Source organism: Flammeovirga sp. AWQ4_249 (assembly GCF_056161045.1).
Genome location: NZ_JBSWYJ010000020.1, coordinates 24,451 through 48,897, shown reverse-complemented (window position 1 = coordinate 48,897; position 24,447 = coordinate 24,451). Strand labels below are relative to the sequence as shown.

Here is a 24,447-nt window from a genome sequence, read left to right as displayed (position 1 = left end):
TTTTTTTTAGTAAAGAATAGTCAAATTCAAATCCAGATACAAAAATGGCTCAAGTTAGACCAGATGAAGTGTCTGCGATCCTGAAGGAACAGCTTACAGGGTTTAAAGCTTCTTCTGAGTTAGAAGAAGTGGGAACTGTTTTAGAAGTAGGTGATGGTGTAGCTCGTATTTATGGCTTGCTTAATGCTGAAGCTGGCGAGTTGATCGAGTTCGAGTCAGGAGTCGTAGGTATGGTATTGAACCTCGAAGAAGATAATGTAGGTGCCGTAATTATGGGTAAATACACAGATATCAAAGAGGGTGATACAGTAAAGCGTACAAGACGTATTGCATCAGTTAATGTTGGTGAAGGTATGTTTGGACGTGTTGTCGACGCATTAGGTAACCCTATCGATGGCAAAGGCGAGATCGAAGGTGAAACGTACGAAATGCCTATCGAGCGTAAAGCTCCAGGTGTATTGTTCCGTCAACCAGTAGACGAACCTATGCAAACGGGTATCAAGTCAATCGACTCGATGACTCCTATTGGACGTGGCCAACGTGAATTAATCATTGGTGACCGTCAAACAGGTAAAACTGCAGTTGCACTTGATGCAATCATCAACCAAAAAGAGTTCTACGATAAAGGAGAACCAGTTTACTGTATTTATGTTGCTGTAGGTCAAAAGGCTTCTACAGTATCAGCATTAGTACAAACGCTTGAAAAAGCAGGTGCTATGAAATATACAGTGGTTGTAGCAGCAAACGCTTCTGACCCTGCTCCAATGCAATATTTCGCTCCTTTTACAGGTGCTGCAATTGGTGAATTTATTCGTGATACTGGGCGTCCTGCATTAGCAGTATATGATGACCTTTCAAAACAAGCGGTAGCTTACCGTGAGGTATCACTTCTACTTCGTCGTCCTCCAGGACGTGAAGCTTATCCTGGTGATGTATTCTACCTTCACTCACGTCTATTAGAGCGTGCTGCGAAAGTAAACTCATCAGACGATATCGCAAAGAATATGAACGACCTTCCTGAGTCTATCAAAGGTATGGTAAAAGGTGGCGGATCTTTAACTGCCCTTCCTATCATTGAAACTCAATCAGGTGACGTTTCAGCATATATCCCTACTAACGTAATTTCGATTACTGATGGCCAGGTATTCTTAGAGACTAACTTATTCAACGCAGGTGTTCGTCCAGCGATGAACGTTGGTATCTCAGTATCTCGTGTAGGTGGTAACGCACAGATCAAACCAATGAAGAAAATCTCTGGTCAGTTAAAAACTGACTTGGCTCAATTCCGTGAGTTAGAGGCTTTCGCAAAATTCGGTTCAGATCTAGATCCAGTTACTCAGTTAACAATTAGCCGTGGTCGTAAAAATACTGAAGTTTTAAAACAAGCTCAGTACACTCCTTTCAGAGTTCAAAACCAAGTGGCTATTATCTGGGCAGGTACTAACGGTATCCTAGATCCAGTAGCTGAGGAAAAAGTAAAAGCATTTGAGGCAGAGTACTTAGAAGTACTTAACTCTAAGCATGCTGATACAATGGCTGAAATTGCTTCAGGTAAGTGGGGAGATGACCAAATCAACGTTTTAAGAAAAGTTGGTGAGGAAATAGCTCAGAACCACAAATAATTATATTAGAAATTAGCAACAAGGTAGTTCACTACGCTTGTTGCTAATTCACTTTTATTACTCAAACAGAAAATGGCTAGTCTTAAAGAAGTAAAAGAGAGAATTACCTCTGTAAACTCAACGCAGCAAATCACTAAAGCCATGAAAATGGTTTCAGCGGCAAAAATGCGTAGAGCTCAAGACCGTGTAACAGGTATGCGTCCATATGCTGATAAGCTTGCGTCTATACTTGAAAACGTTACTGCGGCTCTTGGTAACGACTTTTCTAGTCCATTCGTTGAGGCACATGACGAAGTAAATAGCGTTCTTGTTATTGTAGTAACTTCAGACCGTGGTTTAGCAGGTGCTTTTAATGCCAATATCATCAAAGAAACTTCAAGACTTCTTAATGAAGAATTCGCTACTCAGCATAAAGCGGGTAGAGTAGAAGTTTTAGGTGTTGGTTCTAAAGGTCACGACTTCTTCAAGAAGAGAGGCGTACAAGTTAATTCTGACTACGTGAACTTCTTCCACAATGCAACTTTTGAAGAAGCAAGAAAGTCTGCTGAATATGCTATGGATGGCTATGTTTCAGGAAAGTTTGACAAGGTAGTGATTGTTTATAATGAGTTCAAAAATGTTGCAACTCAGATCGTGAGAACGAAACAATTCTTACCTTTTGCCTTAGAAACTTCAGAATCTACAGAAGAATCTGGAAACGAAGCTGATTACATCTTCGAGCCAGAGAAAGAAAAAATTCTTTCAGAGTTGATTCCAAAGACGTTGAAGGTGAACTTCTATACGCATTTGCTTGATTCGAATGCGGCAGAACACGGAGCTCGTATGACTGCAATGGATAAAGCAACTGAGAATGCAGGAGAATTATTGAAAGAATTGAAATTAGATTACAATAGATCGCGTCAAGCAGCTATTACTAATGAGATCCTTGAAATTGTTGGTGGTGCAGAAGCATTAGCGGCAAACTAATTTCCCTCATTTTTAAATATAGAAATCCCAATCTCTCTAGAGAGGTTGGGATTTCTATATTTAAAAATGATAAACATTTTATTAATTATAAATTCAGATGTTTATAGTACATTTATTTAGGGCTGAATAGATATAAACAAAATCCTTATTTGAATAATATCAAATAAGGGTTTTTTATGTGTCACTTTTTAACTAAAAGATCTTTTCATTATGAAAATATAGCCCAAGGCACATATTCCTAAGATAAAAGGATAATATAAATATTGAATTACTCCTAAAGGAGTGATGGTTTGTGCCACACTAACTGCTACCAAGATCTGTGCTCCATAAGGGATAATTCCTTGTGTAAAACAAGAGAATGTATCAAGAATACTAGCAGCCCTTTTAGGATCGATATTGTATTTTGTACTAATCTCTTTCGCAATAGGACCACCAATAATAATGGCAATAGTATTATTTGCAGTACACATATCGATGAATGAAATAAGTAGTGCTATACCTAATTCTCCACCTTTTTCAGAATTAATTCTAGAGTTAATAGCATGAATAATATAATCAATACCTCCGTTTTTAGTGGTGATAGCTACAACACCGCCAATCATAAGACATAGAATGATAATTTCAGACATTCCCATAAAGCCTTGTGATGTTGCTGAAATTAAACCCCAAATATCAAATGAGCCTAATGATATACCAATAATTCCAGAAAGTATTATCCCTAAAAATAGGACAATTAATACATTCGCTCCAGTTAATGCTCCTAATAGTACAGCGATATAGGGAAGTACTTTTATTAATGAGTACTCATAATTTTCTTCAAGATTTAGAGAAATACCATTTGTTGTCACCAAATAAATAATGATTGTAATAATTGCGGCTGGTAAAGCAATTTTTATGTTTGCTTTAAATTTATCTCTCATTTCTACACCTTGTGTTCTTGCTGCAGCGATTGTCGTATCAGAGATCATAGAAAGATTATCACCAAACATGGCACCTCCAATAACGGCTCCTAGACCAATCCCTATAGGCATTCCGGTTTTCTCAGCTATTCCAACAGCAATAGGAGCGATAGCGACAATAGTACCTACAGAAGTACCTACTGAGATTGAAATGAAACAAGAGATAATAAATAACCCAGTAATCAATAAATTGCTCGGTAAATAAGTCAATGCAAAATTTACTGTAGAGTCAATAGCTCCCATTGTTTTACTGACATTACCAAAGGCGCCAGCAAGTAGGAATATAATACACATCAACATTATGTCACTGTGTCCCATTCCTTGAGTATATATTGATATTTTCTCTTTTAGAGAAAGTTTATTATTCATAAGTAATGCTACTACAGAAGCCAATAAGAAAGATATTGTAGCGGGCATCTTATAAAAGTCACCTGTAATGATAGAAACGGCTAAATAGCTAACTAAAAAAGTTAGTAATGGAATTAAAGCTAAAGGTTTTCCCTTATTAATTGATTTTTCCAAAATGATTAAATGTAGTTACAGTTTAAATATTGTAGCTTAGGTGTGATGTATAGTTACATCTGAAAACAACTTAAGATGCGAAATTACTAAAATATTACGTATTAGAATGCTTATTGTGAGTTAATTAAATTGAATTAGCCTCTGATGTTTTTTTATTAAAAATAAAAAAAACTGAGGTAAAATAAATTACCTCAGTTTGGATATATATAATCTGATTTAAAAAACTAAACCAATCCGCTAGAAACTAAGTATTCAGCAATTTGAACAGTGTTTGTAGCAGCACCTTTACGAAGGTTATCAGCTACGATCCACATGTTTACTGTTTTTTCTTGTGTTTCATCACGACGGATACGACCTACAAAAGTCTCATCTCTATTATGAGAAGTTAATGGCATTGGATACACATTGTTTGCAGGGTCATCTTGAACGATGATACCAGGAGCATCAGCTAAAATTTGTCTTAACTCAGCTTCATCAAATTCGTTTTCAAACTCAATATTAACTGATTCAGAGTGACCACCAACAGTAGGAATACGCACTGTAGTAGCAGTTACTTTTACAGAATCATCTTCTAAGATTTTCTTTGTCTCATTGATCATTTTCATTTCTTCTTTTGTATATCCGTTATCTTGGAATACATCAATATGGGGAAGAACGTTTAAGTCAATTTGATGAGGATAAACCATGTTAGCTTCTTTACCAGCTCTTTCGTCAAATAATTGATCAACTGCAGCTTTACCAGAACCTGTTACAGACTGATAAGTAGAAACTACGATTCTTTTGATTGTATATTTTTCATGCAATGGACCCACAGCTACAATCATCTGGATTGTTGAACAGTTAGGATTTGCAATGATTTTATCTTCTTTAGTTAAAGACTTTGCATTTACTTCAGGTACGATTAACTTTTTAGATGGATCCATTCTCCAAGCTGAAGAGTTGTCAATAACTGTACTCCCAACCTCAGCAAATTTTGGAGCGTATTCTAATGAAGTACTTCCACCTGCAGAGAAGATTGCAATGTCTGGCTTTTGTGTAATAGCCTCTTCAGGAGTAATAAGAGTATACTCAACTCCTTTATATGTCATTTTTTTACCAGCAGATCTTGCTGATGCTACGAGTAACAGTTCATCGAAATGAAAGTTTCTTTCATCGATTACATTAAGGATTTGCTCGCCCACTAAACCTGTGGCGCCTACAACTGCTAATTTCATAAAATTTGGATAGTTGGTTTGTTTGAAAATAACCGCTAAAGGTCGATTCGTAATAACATATGACCTTTCACAACTGAAAGTAACCTTCAATTGCTCATAGAAAGACTACTGATTTCAAAAGTAGAAAATCTATCTTTAATATGTTAGTTATAAAACTGTTTTATACAAAAATAACACATTGTGTTATAAAAAAAACAGCATCAGTTTTTTGAGAAGAACTGATGCTGCTTTGTAAGTAAATTTCTTACAGAATGTTTTTACTATTTTTTGCTAAGTCATACAGTAACTCTCTGGCTCTATGCAATTGTGCTTTGATAGTTCCAAGTGGAGCTTCTAATTCATCTGCAATTTCATCGTAAGACTTTTCTTCAAAGTATCTTAGTTTTACTAAACGTTGATATTTTGGAGGTAATAAGCTTACAAATTCTCTTACGATTTGAATTTTTTGTGCTTTGATTGCTTCTTCTTGAGGTGTTAATCCAGAATCCTGAATATTCATACTCATAGTATCACCATCTTTATTGGTGACTTCAGCATCAATAGAATACGTTTCTAACTTTTTCTTACGAATAAAGTCAATTGCATTATTAGACGCGATTCTAAATAACCACGTACTAAAAGTATAGTCTTTTTTGAACTTGGAGAGATTCTTAAATGCTTTAGCGAATGCTTCAATGGTTAGATCTTCTGCATCATCTACATTTCTAACCATTTTTAAAATCGTATGATATACCGATTTACGGTAACGGCTCATAAGCTTTGCGTATGCTTGCTCATTACCTTCAATCGCTTCGTCTATTAATTCAAAATCTTCAAGCGCTTTTTGGGAAAACTGTCTGTCTAAATCCATGTTTTTCGCTTTGAGATCACTGAGGATACTCCTATTATAATTTGATATGCAATTAGCATTAGGTCCAAAATTGGTATAAGCCACCAATGTATTTTCTCACCGACTATTGCAGAGAATTTTTTGAAACATACAATCATCAGTATTGTACGTAACAAGAATAGTAAGGAGAGATGCAATAAATTTGCCATACCAAGTGGTAGCATTAGTAAATATATAAAATATACTGATACGTGAGAAGTACTAAGTGTACCTAAAAGTAATTTATTTGAAAATTTATAGTGATAACTAGCACTTACATGTCTAGTTTTTTGTCTGAACCATGCTTTCCAAGTTGTTTCTGGTTTACTAAAAGTGATCGTATCTTTGTTTAATATACCAATTGTATTTTGAGAATTCGACATCTGATTTACCAATAAATCATCATCGCCGCTCATTACAAATTTGTGTTTTTCAAAGCCATTAGCCTTTTGAAATATGGATTTTTTATATCCAAAATTTCTTCCGACTGCCATATAGTTTATACCTAATGTGTTGAACGATAGGTATTGTAAAGCGGTGTGGAATGTCTCAAACTTTGTAAGTTTAGTGACCCAGTTGTCAATTGAACTATTGTATAATCCTATACCAAGTAGAATATCATAATTCACGAAATAGGATGACATGTTTTGAATCCACTTTGTTGTATTAACCCAACAGTCAGCATCAATAAAAAGTAAATTTTGAAATGCTGCTTTTTCAATACCTTTTGATAGAGCATTTTTTTTAGGATTCCAATTCGTAGGCTTTTCTAAAATTTCAACTTTTTTTACAATGTGATATTTTTTCGAAAATTGATCAATTACATCTGTAGTTTTGTCAGTTGATCTGTCATTAATGACAATAATTTCAAACTTTGGATAATCTTGCTGAATGAGACTTAGAAGAAGCTTCGGTAGATTATTTTCTTCATTGTGAGCAGCAATAATAATACTTACTGGTTCATCTGATTTCTGAAGTTTCTTCTTTTTTTTCCATAAAGTATAAGGTATAATAATCCCCCAAGTGACTAACTGTGGAAGTAGACAGATGAAATAGATAAGTACGATAAGAAGGGAATGTTCTTTAACAAATGAAGCAATGTGCATATTCTAAGTTTTTTGCTTCTTTTTCTTTGCTGCAGGGAACAAGATATTATTCAAAATTAATCGATATCCTGGCGAATTAGGATGCAAGTTTAAGTCTGTTGGTTCTTCACCTACAAGATGTTGATAATCTTCTGGATCATGACCACCATAGAAAGTCCAAGTACCTTTGCCATATGTACCATGGATATACCTCACTTCATTTGCTTCACTAGTTTCTCCTAATATGATCACATCAGATTTAACAAGATGTTTTTTGAAAGCTGTAGTCTGCCCCATGAAACCTTTAATATTTTGTTCATGATTTTGAGTTAACATGGTAGGAATAGGATCCCATTTTGCAGAGAAAGAAAACAGTTTGAAGAAATCATTACTTTCTGTAAGACCTCTTTCATAATACTGATTATCAATATTTGAGTATTCATATTTGTAGGGATCCATATAAAGTCTAAAATCTTTAAAGGCAAAAGTTTTAGAGTAATCTAATTTAGATTGAGCATTAGGATCAGCTGGATCTCCATCATACATAAAATCACAGATGTCTACACCTTCTGCTGAAAGTGCAATGTCATAGGTATCTGTCGCAGAACACATGGCAAATAAGAACCCACCACCTGCACAGAAATCTCTTATTTTTTGAGCAACACCTAATTTTAAATGAGATACTTTATTATATCCATGTTTATGAGCAGAAGCTTCAAATTTCTTTTGATTATCAATATACCATTTTTGCCTTCCGTATGCTCTAAAGAATTTACCATATTGACCAGTAAAATCTTCATGGTGAAGGTGAAGCCAATCATACTTTGGAAGTAATTCAGCAATAACTTCATCATCAAAAATAACATCATAAGGTATCTCAGCGTATGTTAAAACGAGTGTTACAGCGTCGTCCCAAGGCATTTTTGAAGGTGGAGAATATACTGCAATTTTAGGAGGGACATCTAAACGCATGATATCCATATTTGCTTCAGGGTGTTCTATTTCTCTTTTAATATTGAGTACTTGAGCATCAGAAATTACCTCATAGCTCACACCTCTCACAATCATTTCGTTCTCAAAACCTTGAGCGTACTTGAAAAGAAAACTTCCTCCGCGATAATTTAATAACCATTCTGCTTCTACCTCTTTTTGAAGCACCCAATACGTAATACCGTAAGCTTTAAGGTGATTTGTCTGGGTATTATCCATAGGAACTAAAATATAGTTCGCAAAAGTAGGACTACTTATTAGCCAGAAAAGGATAGACAGGATGTATATATTGAATTTATTTTTTCTCATAAACTAAGTCTAATGGGTAGTTGAAATCGAGTATAAATATCAGATTTTTGCTAATCGATTCCACTTTCATAATTGAAAATACAATTCTTTCCTTTAATCTTCACAATATTAGGTTGATAATTATGAAAGTATGTATTGATATTTTAAATTTAGTTCTGAAATAAGCTGATTTAGATAGCAAACTATATCAACTATTCACTGATTAATGCATTTATAACTAACTATTTAACGGTTCAAATGATACGTTCATTTTTGAGCGTCTTTATCTTCTATTTTTTTTACATAGAAGAAGTAAAAGCGCAAACTATTACTTCCAGTACTACACTTCATGATAATGGAGCTATTTCTTTAGGAAGTGCACAAGCAAATTTATTTCTCAAAGATACTTGGTCAGCAGTAAATGCGATAGCTAATACAGCTGATGTAAAGCATCCTTCATTGAGTCTTTCACATCGATGGAATTTTCAACTTTTATCTGTTTCCACAATAGGATTTTCCTCTATTTACCCCTTAAAGAATTGTGTAGTTTCTTTCTCAGCTCAACGTTTTGGTGATATAGAATTTAATGAGCAAGCAATTACTTTAGGTTTAAGTCATTCTTTAGGAATTATTCAGATAGGAGGAAGTATTAATTTTTATCAAATAGGTGGTGATTATTTACAAAAACTTCATGCCTATACTTTTAATTTTGGTATAAATGCAAGCTTATCACCCAAAATATCTCTTTCTTTTCATACACATAATTTTCTAAATCAAGGGTATGAAAATCAGGAAGTTGATATTCTCATTACGTCACTTTTTAAACTAGGTATTCAATATACTTTTGATGATTATTTAAGTGTTGTTACTCAATTAGATAAGGCAACTGATCAAGTTTTAATATCAAGAACATCCCTTCATTATCAACTATCAAAATACTTAAATATTTATACTGGTATTGCTTTATTTCCTTTAGTAATAGGATTCGGAAGTTCAGTCCAATTGAATAGGTGGAATATTGATTATGGCTTTCAAATACATCAAGTTTTACCATGGTCACATTGTTTTACATTACGTTATGGACTTACAAAAAAATGAAGATCCTTTTCACTCTACTACTATTATTATCAATAAATTCCATGTTAGCTCAAGTAAATCAAGAAGAAAATGATTGGTTAACACAAGTTTTTTCTACAGCTGATTTAGAACAAATGACCCCTAAAGAAATTGAATATTGGTTGTCATTGATGCATAACCCTAAAAACTTAAATACAATTTCTTTATCAAAATTACAGATACTATTTTCTTTAACATATGATGAAGTCAAAGCCTTTGATACTTATCAAAAAGAATATGGAAAATGGGTAAGTACAAGTGAGTTAAAGCGAATACCTAGTTGGGATAATAGAACTATACAGCTAGTCAAAAACTGTACTTATGTATCTCAAAATGATGAAAATGGGAAGAATTTTAGAGAAGAACTAGTGGCACCTGATATACATTATAGTTTAATGAACTTCGGAATGAAATTTCCTTTTTCAAAAGGTTTTTCCAATGATACTTATAAAGGAGTACCTTTTCATTTTCAAAATAAAATTACTTGGTCTAAGAAAAACAATTACAGTATTGGATTAGCCTTACAACATGACGCTGGAGAAATTTGGGATTGGCAACCTAATCAAGGAAGTTTTGGAATAGATTATTATTCTGCACATCTAAGTGTCAGTAATAGAGGTGTTTTTGAAAAAGTTATTTTAGGAGATTACCAAATGATAGGTGGGCAAGGGCTTGTTTTTGGAGGAGGTTATTTTTTAGGAAAAGGAGGAGATCCAATTCTTAATATTACTAGAGCCTTATCTGAAGGACGTCCTTACAACTCAGTTACAGAGAGTGGTTTTATGAGAGGAGGCTTAGTAACCATTAAACCTCTGTCTTCTTTTAAATTTACTCTTTTTGGTAGTGTGAATAAATTAGATGCTGTTGCAATGGATTCAACTAGAATTATAAGTAATGGACTACATCGTTCAAATACAGAAATAGCAAATAAAAAGAACTTAACTCTTTATAGTTTTGGAGGTCGATTAGAATATTATAAAAAGAATTATTTACTGGGTATAAATCATATACAGAATAAATATTCTAGGTATATTTCACCTCAAGTACGTCAAGATTCATTGTCCATTTTTAAAGGAAATTTTGTATCCAATACAAGTTTAGATTTATCTTTTAACTGGAAGAATTTCTCATTTTTCTCAGAACTTGCCTATTCTAGTTTTGGAGGCTATGCTTTTGTCTTTTCATCTTATTTAAGTTTGTCTAAACATTTTGATTTAGTCTTTTCAGGTAGAAATTATGCACATAATTATATTTCTATTTATGGAAATGGATTATCAGAAGGAACCAATACTACTAATGAAGAGGGTTTTTATTTAGGATTTAAATGGAAGAAAAATAAAAAGTTATTGATTGAGGGGTATGCAGATTTATTTTCATCACTTTACCCTAGTTATTTAAATGATACAGGTATAAATGGAGTAGAATTATTTGGAAAGTTTCAAACTAGATTGTCTTCAACTGTAAATGTGTATTGTAGAGTAAGGTATAAAGAAAAAGAAAGGTATTATACAGTTGATTTACTTTCAAAGTCTCTATTAGGAATTGAAAGTAATTTTAAATTTGTATTAGGAAGTGTCTTGCAGCACGATAGAAAATTTTACTTTCATCCATCTATTCGAGTCCATTATTATCAAGGATTACAAGAATCAATTGGCTATTTATTCGCACAAGACTTTGGTTGTAATTTTTCTAGAAAGTTAAAATTAGATAGCAGAATAGCTTTATTTAATACAGATGATTATTCTTCGAGATTATATAGTTATGAAAAAAATATTCAATATGCTTTTTCATTTCCTGCATATTATGGGGAAGGGTGGAAGACGTTTTTAATGCTTAAATATCAATTATCTTCAAAAATTAAATTAATAGGAAGATGGGCAAGGACCTTTTATTTTGATCGTGAAGTAATTGGGAGTGGTCAAGATGAAATACCAAGTCATATTAAGCAAGAGTTTTTTCTTCAGATGAAGCTTAAGTTATAAAAAAGGTCAATCCATTAAATGAATTGACCTTATGTATAATGAGTAATAAAGATTACTCATTGAAAACACCCATAGTAGAGAATTTTTCAATTCTGTTATTCTTAAGTGTAATTGTATCTAAAGCTTCTAACTCAGCAGTTTCCTTCAAGATTGTGTCCTTCATGATTTTGAACATTTCTTGAGGATTTGTGTGAGCTCCACCTAGTGGTTCTGGAATAATTTTATCAATTAATCCAAAAGATTTCATGTCCTTCGCTGTAAGCTTTAATGCTTCAGCAGCTTGTTCTTTGTAATCCCAGCTTCTCCATAAAATTGAAGAACAAGATTCTGGAGAAATTACAGAGTACCAAGTGTTTTCAAGCATCATTACTGAATCACCGATAGCAATACCTAATGCTCCACCAGACGCACCTTCACCGATAACAATACAAATTACAGGAACTGTCAATTTGAACATTTCCTTTAAGTTCTTTGCAATTGCTTCAGCTTGACCTCTTTCTTCAGCTTCTAAACCTGGAAATGCACCAGGAGTATCAATAAAAGTAACAACAGGCTTTCTAAATTTCTCTGCAAGTTGCATTAAGCGAAGTGCTTTTCTGTAACCTTCAGGATTAGCCATACCAAAGTTTCTCAACTGGCGTTGTTTTGTATTTCTACCCTTTTGTTGCCCGATAAGCATAAAGGTTTTTCCGTCGATGTTGCCGAAACCACCTACCATTGCTTTATCATCTCCAAAGGCTCTGTCACCATGAAGCTCTACAAAGTCGTCAGTGATTTGGTAAATATAGTCGAGTGTGTACGGTCTATCAGCATGACGTGAAAGTTGTACTCTTTGCCAGCGCGTAAGATTTTCAAAAGTGCTTTTTTTCAATTGCACGATTTTGTTCTCAAGCTCTTCTATAGCAGTACTTACATCTACATTGTTTTTAGATGCAAGATCTCTCATGTCTTCAAGTTTCGCCTCAAGCTCAGCGATGGGCTTTTCGAAATCTAGCAGTGTATTCTGATCCATTGCTACGAAAAATATGATGTTTAATTCTCATTAGAATTTCAGACTAAGAAAGGATTATTCCTAGAAAGATTTCTAAAATTGTACTATTCAGAAAGCAAACATACGCAATAAAAGTTTTAATGGAATAATAAAACAGTTAAATGATATAAAAAAAGCCTCTTCTTTATTAAGAAGAGGCTCATTTATAGTGAATTGCGATTGAAATCAATCGACAACACCTGAAAATGCTTCAGAAATATTTAAAATATGATCACCAATTCTTTCCATTGATGATAATAAGTCATTGTATGCTAGAAGACCTCCAGTAGAAATTGATTCTTCAGACGTTGACTCTGAACGATCTAGGTGTTTTCTACGAAGTTGCTTTCTTTTTTGATTCACTGCTTTTTCGGCTGCTCTTGCAGCTTCAAGATCAACAGTAGTGGCATCAATATTAGCATTCATGATATTGAAAGCTTCATCCACAACATTTAAGAATTCATCTAAATCTTGTTGTTGGCCTTCAGATAACCAGATTTTTTGATCATATCTCTTTTCAATGGTAAAAGTCATTCCTTTGTAAATGTCACCAATTCTTTCGATTTCGTGAGCAGCTCTCATAAGGTTGTTAACTTCATCAATTTGAGAAGAAGATAATAATTGATCTCTTGATATTTTTGATAAGAAAAGGGAAACTTCTTGCTCCATTCTATCGGAGTTTTCCTCGATTTTACGGAGTTTAGCGATATATCCTTTTCTTTCTTTTTTATTTTCTTTCCCTGTACCAAAAAGATTTCTGGCAGTCGTTGTTTGTTTTGCAATAATGTGAGCAAAACGTTTTATTTCATTTCTTGCTTGTTCTACGCCTGCTTCATTTGCGATTGGTCTACCATCAGAAATGAATTCAAGACTGTAGTCATCTTGTTCCTCTTTTTCAGGAACCATTTTTACTACTATATCTCTAATCGTTCCTACAAAGAATATCATAACCGTTGTATTTATGATATTAAATGATGTATGGAAGATAGATAATGCAATTGGAACTGATTTCGCATTTGTAAGTGGGTTTCCAAAATCAGTGAAATTCAACATAAAGTAAATGACACCTTTTAGGAAGAATGGATAGATTAATAACATCCATATCACACCAGTTACATTGAAAATCAAGTGAGCTCTAGCAGATCTTTTTGCATTTGTGTTACCTACTACAGCAGCTAAGTTTGCAGTGACAGTAGTACCGATATTTTCTCCTAATACCATTGCAGCAGCAATATCAAAAGGAATAACACCTTGATTACAAAGTACTAAAGTTAAGGCCATTGCAGCACTTGATGATTGTACAATGATAGTGATTAATGTACCTACAATCACAAAAGCAGCTGGTGCAAAAATCCCTAAATTTTTGAAAGATTCAAGGAATGAAAGTTCTTCTGGAGATGGATTCGGAACAGAATCCTTCAACATTTGAAGACCAATAAATAGCACAGCAAAACCTACTAATGTATTTCCCCAATCTTTGAATTTCTTAGAATTAGAAAACATCATTGGGAATGCAATTGCAATGATTGGTAATGCTAATTTGGACATTTTGACCTTGAAACCAAGAATCGAAATAATCCAAGCAGTTACGGTGGTACCAACATTGGCACCCATGATAACACCTATAGACTGTGTTAAACTTAATAATCCTGCGTTCACGAAACTAACCACCATTACGGTAGTCGCAGAAGAGGATTGAATGATTGTAGTAATTAAGAATCCTGTAAAAACACCAGCAAACTTATTTGAGGTCATTGCGGAGAGAATGCTTCTCATTTTATCTCCTGCAACATTTTGTATCCCTTCACTCATTACTTTCATCCCGTAGATGAATAAACCGAGCGCTCCTACAAGTTTCAGAAACTCAAAAATTCCAAATTCCATATCTTATGTAAATACAACAAAATCTAAATCCACTTTTGGATTAGAAAGTGCAAAGTAACTCAAATCTTAGTATACTGTAATTAAATATAAGTAAATTAATAATTTGTTAATCTAATTACAGTAGCTCAAGAGTTCAGTATTTTATTTTTTAAGGTTAAATAAATTGACCCAAGGCTTTAAAATCACCTAATCAGAGTGAGTACGACCTTTTTGTGGCGTAATATTCCTACTTTCTAATTAATAATCATAATTATTTTCACATTCTTATTTTAGAAATAAATATTATTTGCAACTCTAAAGGTATTTGCATGAGCTTCGATGATCGTACTAAGCTTTTTAGAATAGCCTCCTCCCATACTAATCACAACTGGAATGTTATAATCATAACAGTTTTGAAGAACTATTTCATCCCTCATTTTACAGCCTTGAATACTCAAACCTAGTTTACCTAATTTATCAGTACTCAATATATCAACTCCTGACAAATAAAAGACAAACTCAGGTTGTATTGTAGGAAATAATTCATCTAAATATTTATTTAGTACATCTAAGTATGTGCGATCATCCATATTATCTTCAAGAGGAATATCGAGGTCTGATTGTTCTTTTTTTAAAGGATAATTATTAGCACCGTGCATACTGAAAGTAAATACTTTATCATTTCCTTCGAATATTTCTGCAGTTCCATTGCCTTGGTGAACATCAAGATCAATGATTAATATTCTTGAAAAACCCTTTTCGTGGATAAGATAATTAGAAGCAACACCGAAATCATTTAAAATACAAAAACCTTCTCCATGTGAAGTGTAAGCATGATGAGTACCACCAGCGATATTCATTGCAACTCCATATTTCAAAGCATATTCTGTACAATCAATTGTTCCTTGAGTAATAATTAGTTCCCTAGTGATTAAATCTTCAGACATAGGCAAACCAATTTTTCTGATTTCTCTATAGGATAATTTTTGATTTTTAAGTTTATCCCAATATTCAGGAGAATGTGTAGTCAGAATATGTTTTTCTTCAACTTCAATTGGAGAAAATAGATTTTCTTCATTTAACGTGCCTTCGAAAAGGAGCTGTTCTCTTAAAAGAGGATATTTGTCCATAGGAAAACGGTGTCCATTTTCAACAGGATGACCATATCTAGGATGGTATGCTACTTTTAACATTAGTATGTCTTGGCAGATAACATGACTAAAGTACAGACTTCTTCTGTAAAAATTCCTGCTTCTGCTGCTTTTTTATAAAACTCAGGATTTTCTGTTCCAGGATTGAAAATAATTCTTTTAGGTTTTAATGAAATAATATAATCTATCCATTCACCTTGACGTTGAGGACCAACATACATGGTCACTGTATCTACATCTTCAATCATTGGTTTATCATTAATAATAGTCACATCATTTCCCACTTTTCCCTTTTTTATTCCTAATGGAACAATAGGGTAACCGTTTTGAGTTAGACGTTGAGCAGCAAGAAATGCATATCTAGAAGGGTTAGGTGTCGCCCCAATAATGACTGTTTTTTTCATTTGAAGTACTTTACTAAAATTGTTTAAGCCAACTACAAAAATACACAATTCTTGTTATGGAGTGCATTAAATTTTAGAGTTGAATTTTTCTTTTTCAATTCTTTTAAAGATATTAGGTATTACATTAATTTTTAAAAAAAATCTCTTTTTAATCTTATTCAATAGATAAAGTAACTATTGTCAACTATTGTTTTGAAAATCTGTGATTTGTCAACAGATTTTTCTATCTTTTTTGAAGAGATTATTACTTGTAAACTTTTACTTATGAACAAACTAATTAAGCTGGTATCTATTACTCTACTTACCTGTGCCTTTACTTTTGGATATGGGCAAACTCCACCTACTAAAATGAAAATGGGTAAAGTATCTCAAGAATTAGTAGAAATGACAACTTTTGAAAGCGATACATCAGCAGTTGCAGTTGTTATTGGAGATTTTGGAGAACTTATGTTTGATGGTGGTAATTCATTTTACCGTTCAAATTTCAAACAGCATATCCGAATTAAAATATTAAAGAAAGAAGGGCTGAAGTATGCTGATGTATTATTAGACTATTATGAAAATGATGGTTTAAGAGAAAGTATCTCTTCCATTAAGGGGTATGTCTACAATATGAAAGGCGGTTCTGTTGAAAAGATAAAACTGACAAAGGATAATATTTATGATCAAAAATTAAGTGAGAATAAAAAAGTAAAAAAAGTTTCATTTAGTAATGTAAAAGTAGGATCTGTGATTGAATACTCATACATTAAAAAATCTGACTTTATATTTTCACTAGACCCTTGGATTGCTCAGAGAGATATTCCGACCCTTGTAAGTGATTTTAAATTTACAGTGCCAGAGTATTTAGTTTATTCCGTAAATAATTCTAGATACTATAGCCTAAAAGAATTGAAATCTTCTAATTCCACAGCAACCTTTACATTTCTAGATACAAAACAATCTTTTACAGAAAGTACTAGTACAAGACATTGGAGAGAAGAAAATATTCCTGCTTTCAAAAAGGAACCTTTTATGACTTCCCCTAAAGACTATATTGCAAGAATTGAGATGGAACTTTCTGCAACAGAAAGAGGTATAAAACCTGTTTCCACTACATGGAGTTCTGCGATGGTGAAATTAAGACAATCATCTTCTTGTGGAGGTATGTTGACTAAAACGGCATTTATGAAAGAAGAATTAGATGCTATTAAAGCTAGAACAAGTGACCTTAATGAAAGAGCATTCTTAGTTTATGAGGTAGTTAGAAAACGTATGACTTGGAATAAAAAGTTGGGATTATATGCTGATGATGGTGGAACAAGAAAGGCATACATGAACCGAAAAGGAAATGTAGCAGATATCAATTTAATGTTGATTGCAGGTTTAAAAGAAGTGGGAGTATCTGCTTATCCATTCTTTGGTAGTATTCGTTCGGAAGGAAAAATTGTAAGGTCTAGCCCTTCTTTAGCACAATTAAATTATGTAATGGCTTTTGTATTAGATGGAGACAACAGTTACTTATTAGATGCTACAGAAAAAAATTATCCTTTTAAAGTTTTACCTACAAGAGATCTAAATTACCAAGGTGTATTGATGTCTCAAAATGATAAGGTCAATGGTCAATTTATGAATATATCACCAGCTGTAAAGGATGAAGTTCACGAAACCCTAGTTGTAGATATTGACAATGATCTAAATGTAACAGGAACTTATAAAGGAAAACATTTAGGTTACGATGCTATCAGTTGGAGAAGAAAGTATAATTCTTTTGAAAGTGAAGATGAGTATCTTGAAAATTATGAAGAAAAGAATCCTGGTTTGTTAATCGGGGAATATAAGGTTGAAAATAATAATAACATTTATGAAGAACCTGTTGAGGTATTTGATTTTGAATTAGAAAATGGTGTTGAAAAAGCAGGAGATGCGATTATCATTAACCCATTAAAATATTTAAGTGTGATTGAGAATCCATTTAAATTAGAAAAAAGAAGATACCCTGTTGAGTTTCCTTATGCATATCGAACAAAATTTACAATTCAAGTAAAAATTCCTGAAGGATATACAGTAAAAGATTTAAAGAAACCTGTAAGTATGAGCCTTATTGACAAGAGAAGTGGTGGTGTAAAATATATTGCTTCATATCAAGGGAATGTTGTTACACTAATGGTTGATTTAAAAGTTAATCGTTTGGTTTATGTTCCTGAGGAATATACTTCTTTAAAAGGCTTTTTTGATGAAGCATATGAACTTCAGAATACATCTATCGTCTTAGTAAAAGAGCAAGTGAAATGAGAAAATTAATTTTATACATATATTTTCTTCTTTTAGTAACTCCTGCATTTTGTCAATTAGGACAATTAGATGAGAAAGTATTAAAGTATTCGGATATTGTTATTTTGGAATCTAATGAAGAATTAGATGTACAAGATGATGAAAAGATGGAATATCATTTCCATCAAAAAATATGGGTTAAAAACAAGGATGGTCTTCGAAAGGCCTCCCTTGTTGCTTTTTATGATGAAAGTTCAAGTATCAGTAATTTAGAAGGTTCTCTTTTAGAAAAAGGTTTTAAGAAGCCTAAAAAATTCAAAACAGAAGAAATTGTAGATGTATCCACCTCTCCAGGTGCAGCAGATATAAGTGATCAAAGAGTGAAATATATTGAACCTACTATTTCTGTTTATCCTGCTGTTATTGAGTATTCATATACCAAAACTTTCGATGGTACTTTTGTATATCCAAAGTGGTATCCAGTTTCAGATTATAATGCTTCCATTGTTTCATCAAGTTTTACAGTAAAAGTACCTAGTGGTAAGAAACTTAGAATTAGAGAGAAAAATATTAATAAGCATACGAAACGAACAAGTGAGCAAAAGGACGTTTATGAATGGAACTTAAATAACTTTAATGCTCAGAAATATGAACGAAAAAGCTTACCTGCAAATGAGTTTTTACCTTATGTTTCTGTTCAACCTTATCAATTTATTTATGAAGATACTAAAGGAAGTTTAGCTTCTTGGAATTCATTTGGGGATTACATTTCAGGGTTAAATAAAAACACACGTGATCTTTCTCAAGAAGTTATTGATGAAGTAAAAGCTTTGACGAAAGATGCAGAATCGGATTTAGAAAAAGCACGTATTATTTATGAATACATGCAAAGTAAAACTAGATATGTAAGTATACAGTTAGGAATTGGTGGATTAAAACCGATGAATTCAAGTTTGGTAGATAGTAAGGGATATGGTGATTGTAAAGGACTATCGAATTATACCTATAATCTAATGAAGGAATTGGGTGTTGATGCTCGTTATGTAATTATTAAAGGCGGTAGAGGATATACCACATTGGATGAAGAAATGGTAGGTTCACAATTTAATCATGCGATATTATGTTTACCGAATATTGTTGATCAAGATACCGTTTGGTTAGAATGTACTTCTCAAACAACACCTTTTGGGTATATGGGGTCTTTTACTGGTAATCGAAAAGCTTTATTAATTGAAGAAGGAAAAAGTAAGATTGTATCGACGAAACAATATACAGCGGAAGACAATGCACAAGTAAGAAAAACGATTGTGAAGTTGAAAGCAAATAATAGTGTTTGGTTACAAAGTCATATTTCATCTTATGGTTTTCAATATGATAACTATGAAGATTTAGCAAGAGAATCTGAGGAAGAATTGAAGAAACAATTTTCAAATAGATTTGCTCTTTCAGCTTCATCATTATTAGACCTTAAGGTTGAAAATGATAAATCATATCCAAACCCATCTTCCAATATGGACTATACATGCGAGGTGCGTAAGTATAGTCAAATGGTAAATAACGGTTTTATGATTCCATTATTTCCTTTTAAAGATGATTATGGAACTCCTAAAAGATATCGTTCTAGAAAAACAGATTTTGTAATTGATTATCCTTATTCTGATGTAGACAGTGTTGAAATTCATTTCTTGGAAGGCATGAAATTATCTGCATTTCCAGAGGAGAAATCATTACAAACTGACTTTGGGTCTTATAGTTCTAAAGTCGTGAAAACCTCAGAAACTTCGATTACATATATCAGAAAGTTAACTTTAAATGGAGGTGTATATTCTAATGAAAAATACAATGATTATTATTCATTTATGCGAAAAGTAAATGCATATGATGATGAAAATTATTGGGTTGAATATTCTCCTGCTGAAGTAAAGGAAGATACTGATGTAGAGTAAATTAAAATATATAAAAAAGAGATCATTTCTGCAGAATGAAATGATCTCTTTTTATTTATAATTTTGTAAACTATTTTTTTATATATCTTCTAATAAAGCCACCGTTGTTCGACGGTTGAGTTGATGTTCTTCTTCTGTTTGAGCATTAAACTCTACTGGGAGAAGTTCTCCATAACCTTTAGCTTCAAGGCGATCAGGATTAATTCCTCTACTTACAATGTATTCGACAGCAGCTTCTGCTCTTTTTTGAGATAACTTAAGATTATATTTTTCAGAACCACGGTCATCAGTATGTGAACCTAACTCAATACTAATATTATTATGTTGCTTTAGTAGCGTCACTAATTTGTCTAACTCTTTTGCAGCATCTGGACGAATTCTGTAATCATCGAAATCATAGAAAATATTATTGAGTGTAATTTCACCTTCTTCAATCAATTCATCATAGAAATCTTTAGTAAGTTCTACTTCAGATTCTAAAGTCCAGTTGACTATTTTTTCAGGTCGTTCCTTTAGGTCCTCTTGATCGACTTCCTTATCTGCTGTTGTATAGTAAACAGAATCTTCGAAATATTTTAACTTGTTACCAATCAATATATATTCATCACCCATATTTAGTTGAGTTTTGAATTCATATCGACCATCTTTATTTGAAATTGCTTTTTCAATCAACTCCATTTCAGGTGTGTATAATTCTACTTCAGCGCCTGCTAAGATTGATTTCGTAGTATCTTTCATTGCATATGAAGTACCTGCTAAGAAATAATTTACAGGTTTCAGAATTGGTGTTTGATCAGAGAAAAAATAGATATTATCATTGCCACCTTCACCTTCAGTTCTGTTAGAAGTGAAAGCACCAAATCTTTTTTCCATGAATACTAACCCAAAGTCATCTGCCGAAGAGTTGAAAGGTTTTCCTAGGTTTCTGATCCTAATTTTTTTGTTTTTACGCGTGGCTTCAAATATATCAAGACCCCCTAATCCAGGATGTCCATCTGAAGCAAAGTACATCTTTCCAGTTGGAGCTACGAATGGGAACATATCATTTCCGCGTGAATTGATCTTTGGACCCATATTTCTTGGTTTGCCCCAAGATCCATTTGTGTTTAATTGAGAACGATAAATATCAATACCACCATAACCACCTTTTCTATTGGAAGCAAAGTAAAGAGTTTTACCATTTGTAGATAAGGCAGGGCAGGCATCCCATGATTGAGGACTGCTTATATTTAAGATTGTTGGTTCTGTCCATTGTCCATTTTCCAATCTACTTTCATACAAATCAACTTCTTTGTAATTCTCTTTATGATGACCACTATTACTTTTAGCGAAAATCATATAATTTCCTGCTCTATTAAAAGTTGCTGATGCTTCGTGAAAATCAGGTTTGTTGACTAAACTATCAAAGAATGTGACAGTTCCATTACAACTATCTGCTTTGTCGAAAGTATAAGTATATAAGTTCGAAAACCCTTCACCTGTTCCATGGTATACCGTTTCTTTACTTCTTGTAGAAGCGAAAATCATTTCCCCTTTTAAGAACATTGGAGAGTAATCAGATGCCTCACTATTCAAAGCATCACATTTAGAAATTTCTATAAATGGATCAACGACTTTTGATAAACTATCCACCATGTCTATCTGTTTTATTTCATCTTTTGCACGACGAATCAGCTGTCGATCTTCACCTTCTTTAGCGTATCTAGAAAATAATTTTCTTGCTTTGGAATAATCACCTTGTAGTTCTAGGCCGTATGCATAGTAATAATACATATCTATATTTTCGTATCCATTATCCTTCGCTAGCTTGTAATAAGGCAATGCTTCTGGTAATCGATTCGAAAGGCGATAAGCTTCGGCAATTTTATAATATGCCTCAGGTTTTTCTTTAGCATATTTGTCAGATTTAATAATAGCCTCGTATTTGTGTATAGCAGGCTGATATTCTCCACTTATAAAGTGCTTGTCAGCAACGGATAGAGGAGAAGAGCAACTTCCAAAGAAGTAGATAGATGTTATAAATATAAGAAGACGCTTCATATTTATGCGTTTCGTGGTTTGCTAAGGTTAGTGAAATGGACTAATAAGCAGGTGAGCATTTGATAGATTATATAACGTTCATCAGCTTTAGATATAAGAGTGTAACTTTCTTATGATATAAAAGTTATGATTTTGTTTATAAAAGTGCAAATTCAAGAGAATAAAAAAAGCCTTCTCTCCTTGAAAATTATTAGGAGAGAAGGCTATTATATAATTTAATCTTCTTATGCTTCAATCTTACCTTCAAATACAGGGGTTGCTGGACCTGAAAGAATAATATTATCATATTTATTTTCAGCTACTTTATTAAAGCCTACTGCTAGATTTCCACCCTTTACTTTTACAGCAATTGGAGAGGACATTCCTTTTTCAATATTGGCTGCAATTGCACAAGCAGTCACGCCAGTTCCACATGCTAATGTCTCATCTTCAACGCCTCTTTCGAAAGTAAACACCCTCAAAGCTTGATCACCTGTCACTTCTGTGAAGTTGACATTCGTACCTTCTTCGTTAAAACGCTCATTATGACGGATCGCTTTACCTTCTGCTACTGTATCAAAATTTTCTAATGTATTTTCAAAACGTACATAGTGTGGAGAACCTGTATCCATGAAATAGTGATCGTTATTGACTTCGATTTCACCTGGAGGGTTCATTTTTAAGTGAACAGTATTAGAAGCATCAAGTTCAGCTTCATGTTCACCATCAGCAGCCCAGAATTTCGTTTTTGTTTCAAATAGGCCAAGAGTATGTGCAAAACGTACGGCACATCTACCGCCATTTCCACACATAGAACCTAAGTGTCCATCTGCATTAAAATATACCATATCAAAATCATAACCGTCTTGTAAGCGGATAAGGATAAGGCCATCACCACCAATACCGAATCTTCTATCACATAAGAATGCAACTTTTTTATAATCATTGATATCAAATTTATTTTCTCTATCATCAATCATTACAAAGTCATTTCCTGCCCCTTGGTATTTCCAGAAGTTTATCATTTTGTTATTGTATTCTATGATTTATTAATAATTCTTGAAAGAAAATGGAAGATTGTACTTTTCAATACGTTTCTTCTTTCTTTAATGCAAAAATATTGAGGAATTCACTTAAAAAAAAGCAAATAATTGTAGATCTAAGCTTTAGGTGAAATGAAATCAAGTAGAGAAGGTGTTAGTTTGCTTTAGAATATGTAACTTTCGGAGCAAAACAAACAGATTTTAGCATGCATAGAATTGACGAATTATTTCAGAGAAAGAAAGAAAACGTATTAAATATTTACTTTACGGCTGGTTTTCCAAAATTAGAAGATACAAGAGTGGTATTGAAGGCACTTCAAGATTCAGGAGTGGACTTAATCGAAATTGGTATTCCGTTTTCTGATCCCGTAGCGGATGGTCCTACGATCCAAGACAGTAATCAAATCGCTTTGGATAATGGTATGACTATGCAAAAATTGTTTGAGCAGTTAGAAGGATTTAGAGAAGAAGTACAAGTGCCAGTTGTGGTGATGGGCTATTTCAATCCTATCATGCAATATGGTTTAGAGAATTTCTGTAAAGATGCCCAAAGAGTAGGTATTGATGGTATTATCGTTCCAGATTTACCGATGATTGAGTATCAGATGAACCTAAAAGAGATGTTCAATTCTTATGGTATTAGAAATACATTCTTAATTTCTCCTCAAACTTCTGATGAGAGAATTCGTGAAATTGATGAAAATACAGAAGGGTTTATTTACATGGTTTCTTCGGCAAGTGTAACGGGAGCAAAAACGGGTATTTCTGATGCTCAAGTAGATTATTTTAAGAGAATTGAAAATATGAACTTGAAGAATCCAAGATTAATTGGTTTTGGTATTTCAGATCATCAATCTTTCTCGCAAGCATCTGCACATGCAAATGGAGCTATTATTGGTTCTGCTTTCGTGAAATTGATTAAATCATCCAATGATTTACCAAAAGATATTAATGCTTTTGTAAAAGGAATTAGAGGAGAATAATATCTTCTTAAAAATAAAAATATTAGAATGCTATTGGGTGAGAACTTGATAGCATTTTTTTATTGAGATTCAATTTGTCTCAATTATAATGTTCAAAGAAATATTCTTTTTTTGATCTAAAAGCCAAAAGCTGTCACAACTTT

General features: G+C 33.0%; 18 protein-coding genes. 7 read left to right on the top strand and 11 right to left on the bottom strand.

Annotation, left to right across the window (positions count from 1 at the left end):
- Positions 1–44 precede the first annotated feature (44 nt).
- Together atpA and atpG are read left to right on the top strand one after the other, a co-directional pair.
- Positions 45–1,622 (top strand): F0F1 ATP synthase subunit alpha, encoded by a 1,578-nt coding sequence (gene atpA / locus ACXAHM_RS15260; RefSeq protein ID WP_474961322.1) that lies wholly within the window; start codon positions 45–47, stop codon positions 1,620–1,622.
- 72 nt (positions 1,623–1,694) lie between these two features.
- Positions 1,695–2,588 carry an ATP synthase F1 subunit gamma gene (gene atpG / locus ACXAHM_RS15255; RefSeq protein WP_474961321.1) on the top strand — a complete coding sequence of 298 codons (894 nt, stop codon included), beginning with the start codon at positions 1,695–1,697 and terminating at the stop codon, positions 2,586–2,588.
- Between the two features lie 188 nt (positions 2,589–2,776).
- Here the strand turns inward: atpG and ACXAHM_RS15250 are convergent, their stop codons facing one another.
- From ACXAHM_RS15250 to ACXAHM_RS15230, 5 genes are all read right to left on the bottom strand, one after another.
- Positions 2,777–4,069: a Na+/H+ antiporter NhaC family protein gene (locus ACXAHM_RS15250; RefSeq protein ID WP_474961320.1), complete on the bottom strand. Its 1,293-nt coding sequence runs from the start codon at positions 4,067–4,069 to the stop codon at positions 2,777–2,779.
- A 224-nt stretch (positions 4,070–4,293) separates the two neighbouring features.
- The gene (locus ACXAHM_RS15245; protein ID WP_474961319.1) at positions 4,294–5,283 is read right to left on the bottom strand and encodes an aspartate-semialdehyde dehydrogenase; all 990 of its coding nucleotides are present in this window, start codon (positions 5,281–5,283) and stop codon (positions 4,294–4,296) included.
- Positions 5,284–5,527: 244 nt separating this feature from the next.
- A complete protein-coding gene (locus ACXAHM_RS15240) occupies positions 5,528–6,133 on the bottom strand; it encodes an RNA polymerase sigma factor (RefSeq protein ID WP_474961318.1) in 606 nt (201 codons plus the stop codon).
- Positions 6,124–7,257, bottom strand: a complete 1,134-nt coding sequence (locus ACXAHM_RS15235) for a glycosyltransferase (protein WP_474961317.1) — start codon at positions 7,255–7,257, stop codon at positions 6,124–6,126. Before ACXAHM_RS15235 ends, ACXAHM_RS15240 begins: the two co-directional genes overlap by 10 nt.
- Before the next feature lie 3 nt (positions 7,258–7,260).
- Entirely contained in the window at positions 7,261–8,535 is a 1,275-nt protein-coding gene (locus tag ACXAHM_RS15230; RefSeq protein WP_474961316.1) for an asparagine synthetase B, read from the bottom strand.
- 237 nt (positions 8,536–8,772) lie between these two features.
- On the opposite strand from ACXAHM_RS15230, the gene ACXAHM_RS15225 reads away from it, so the two are divergent.
- Together ACXAHM_RS15225 and ACXAHM_RS15220 are read left to right on the top strand one after the other, a co-directional pair.
- A complete protein-coding gene (locus tag ACXAHM_RS15225) occupies positions 8,773–9,612 on the top strand; it encodes a hypothetical protein (RefSeq protein WP_474961315.1) in 840 nt (279 codons plus the stop codon).
- A gap of 41 nt (positions 9,613–9,653) precedes the next feature.
- Positions 9,654–11,612: a hypothetical protein gene (locus tag ACXAHM_RS15220; RefSeq protein WP_474961314.1), complete on the top strand. Its 1,959-nt coding sequence runs from the start codon at positions 9,654–9,656 to the stop codon at positions 11,610–11,612.
- A gap of 52 nt (positions 11,613–11,664) precedes the next feature.
- Here the strand turns inward: ACXAHM_RS15220 and ACXAHM_RS15215 are convergent, their stop codons facing one another.
- The 4 genes from ACXAHM_RS15215 to ACXAHM_RS15200 form a co-directional block, all read right to left on the bottom strand.
- Positions 11,665–12,624 carry an acetyl-CoA carboxylase carboxyltransferase subunit alpha gene (locus tag ACXAHM_RS15215; RefSeq protein WP_474961313.1) on the bottom strand — a complete coding sequence of 320 codons (960 nt, stop codon included), beginning with the start codon at positions 12,622–12,624 and terminating at the stop codon, positions 11,665–11,667.
- 204 nt (positions 12,625–12,828) lie between these two features.
- A complete protein-coding gene (locus tag ACXAHM_RS15210; RefSeq protein WP_474961312.1) occupies positions 12,829–14,526 on the bottom strand; it encodes a Na/Pi cotransporter family protein in 1,698 nt (565 codons plus the stop codon).
- A 269-nt stretch (positions 14,527–14,795) separates the two neighbouring features.
- Positions 14,796–15,698, bottom strand: a complete 903-nt coding sequence (locus tag ACXAHM_RS15205; protein WP_474961311.1) for a histone deacetylase family protein — start codon at positions 15,696–15,698, stop codon at positions 14,796–14,798.
- The gene (locus tag ACXAHM_RS15200) at positions 15,698–16,060 is read right to left on the bottom strand and encodes a CoA-binding protein (protein ID WP_474961310.1); all 363 of its coding nucleotides are present in this window, start codon (positions 16,058–16,060) and stop codon (positions 15,698–15,700) included. Before ACXAHM_RS15200 ends, ACXAHM_RS15205 begins: the two co-directional genes overlap by 1 nt.
- Positions 16,061–16,324: 264 nt before the next feature.
- Here ACXAHM_RS15200 and ACXAHM_RS15195 point away from each other — a divergent pair, with 264 nt between their 5' ends.
- Both ACXAHM_RS15195 and ACXAHM_RS15190 read left to right on the top strand, forming a co-directional pair.
- On the top strand, positions 16,325–18,334 hold the full coding sequence (locus ACXAHM_RS15195) for a DUF3857 domain-containing protein (protein WP_474961309.1): 2,010 nt from the start codon (positions 16,325–16,327) through the stop codon (positions 18,332–18,334).
- On the top strand, positions 18,331–20,259 hold the full coding sequence (locus tag ACXAHM_RS15190) for a DUF3857 domain-containing protein (protein WP_474961308.1): 1,929 nt from the start codon (positions 18,331–18,333) through the stop codon (positions 20,257–20,259). Before ACXAHM_RS15195 ends, ACXAHM_RS15190 begins: the two co-directional genes overlap by 4 nt.
- A 78-nt stretch (positions 20,260–20,337) precedes the next feature.
- Here ACXAHM_RS15190 and ACXAHM_RS15185 read toward each other — a convergent pair whose 3' ends face one another.
- On the bottom strand, positions 20,338–22,299 hold the full coding sequence (locus ACXAHM_RS15185; RefSeq protein WP_474961307.1) for a CHU_0125 family OmpA-like outer membrane integrity protein: 1,962 nt from the start codon (positions 22,297–22,299) through the stop codon (positions 20,338–20,340).
- A gap of 224 nt (positions 22,300–22,523) precedes the next feature.
- A complete protein-coding gene (gene dapF, locus ACXAHM_RS15180; protein WP_474961306.1) occupies positions 22,524–23,303 on the bottom strand; it encodes a diaminopimelate epimerase in 780 nt (259 codons plus the stop codon).
- A gap of 224 nt (positions 23,304–23,527) precedes the next feature.
- On the opposite strand from dapF, the gene trpA reads away from it, so the two are divergent.
- Positions 23,528–24,304, top strand: coding sequence for a tryptophan synthase subunit alpha (gene trpA / locus ACXAHM_RS15175; protein ID WP_474961305.1), 777 nt, complete (start codon positions 23,528–23,530; stop codon positions 24,302–24,304).
- Positions 24,305–24,447: the final 143 nt, after the last annotated feature.

Coding starts and splice junctions, on each gene's coding strand:
- atpA (WP_474961322.1), top strand. CDS start 45: ATGGCTCAAGTTAGACCAGATGAAGTGTCTGCGATCCTGAAGGAACAG.
- atpG (WP_474961321.1), top strand. CDS start 1,695: ATGGCTAGTCTTAAAGAAGTAAAAGAGAGAATTACCTCTGTAAACTCA.
- ACXAHM_RS15245 (WP_474961319.1), bottom strand. CDS start 5,283: ATGAAATTAGCAGTTGTAGGCGCCACAGGTTTAGTGGGCGAGCAAATC.
- ACXAHM_RS15240 (WP_474961318.1), bottom strand. CDS start 6,133: ATGGATTTAGACAGACAGTTTTCCCAAAAAGCGCTTGAAGATTTTGAA.
- ACXAHM_RS15235 (WP_474961317.1), bottom strand. CDS start 7,257: ATGCACATTGCTTCATTTGTTAAAGAACATTCCCTTCTTATCGTACTT.
- ACXAHM_RS15230 (WP_474961316.1), bottom strand. CDS start 8,535: ATGAGAAAAAATAAATTCAATATATACATCCTGTCTATCCTTTTCTGG.
- ACXAHM_RS15225 (WP_474961315.1), top strand. CDS start 8,773: ATGATACGTTCATTTTTGAGCGTCTTTATCTTCTATTTTTTTTACATA.
- ACXAHM_RS15220 (WP_474961314.1), top strand. CDS start 9,654: ATGTTAGCTCAAGTAAATCAAGAAGAAAATGATTGGTTAACACAAGTT.
- ACXAHM_RS15215 (WP_474961313.1), bottom strand. CDS start 12,624: ATGGATCAGAATACACTGCTAGATTTCGAAAAGCCCATCGCTGAGCTT.
- ACXAHM_RS15210 (WP_474961312.1), bottom strand. CDS start 14,526: ATGGAATTTGGAATTTTTGAGTTTCTGAAACTTGTAGGAGCGCTCGGT.
- ACXAHM_RS15205 (WP_474961311.1), bottom strand. CDS start 15,698: ATGTTAAAAGTAGCATACCATCCTAGATATGGTCATCCTGTTGAAAAT.
- ACXAHM_RS15200 (WP_474961310.1), bottom strand. CDS start 16,060: ATGAAAAAAACAGTCATTATTGGGGCGACACCTAACCCTTCTAGATAT.
- ACXAHM_RS15195 (WP_474961309.1), top strand. CDS start 16,325: ATGAACAAACTAATTAAGCTGGTATCTATTACTCTACTTACCTGTGCC.
- ACXAHM_RS15190 (WP_474961308.1), top strand. CDS start 18,331: ATGAGAAAATTAATTTTATACATATATTTTCTTCTTTTAGTAACTCCT.
- ACXAHM_RS15185 (WP_474961307.1), bottom strand. CDS start 22,299: ATGAAGCGTCTTCTTATATTTATAACATCTATCTACTTCTTTGGAAGT.
- dapF (WP_474961306.1), bottom strand. CDS start 23,303: ATGATAAACTTCTGGAAATACCAAGGGGCAGGAAATGACTTTGTAATG.
- trpA (WP_474961305.1), top strand. CDS start 23,528: ATGCATAGAATTGACGAATTATTTCAGAGAAAGAAAGAAAACGTATTA.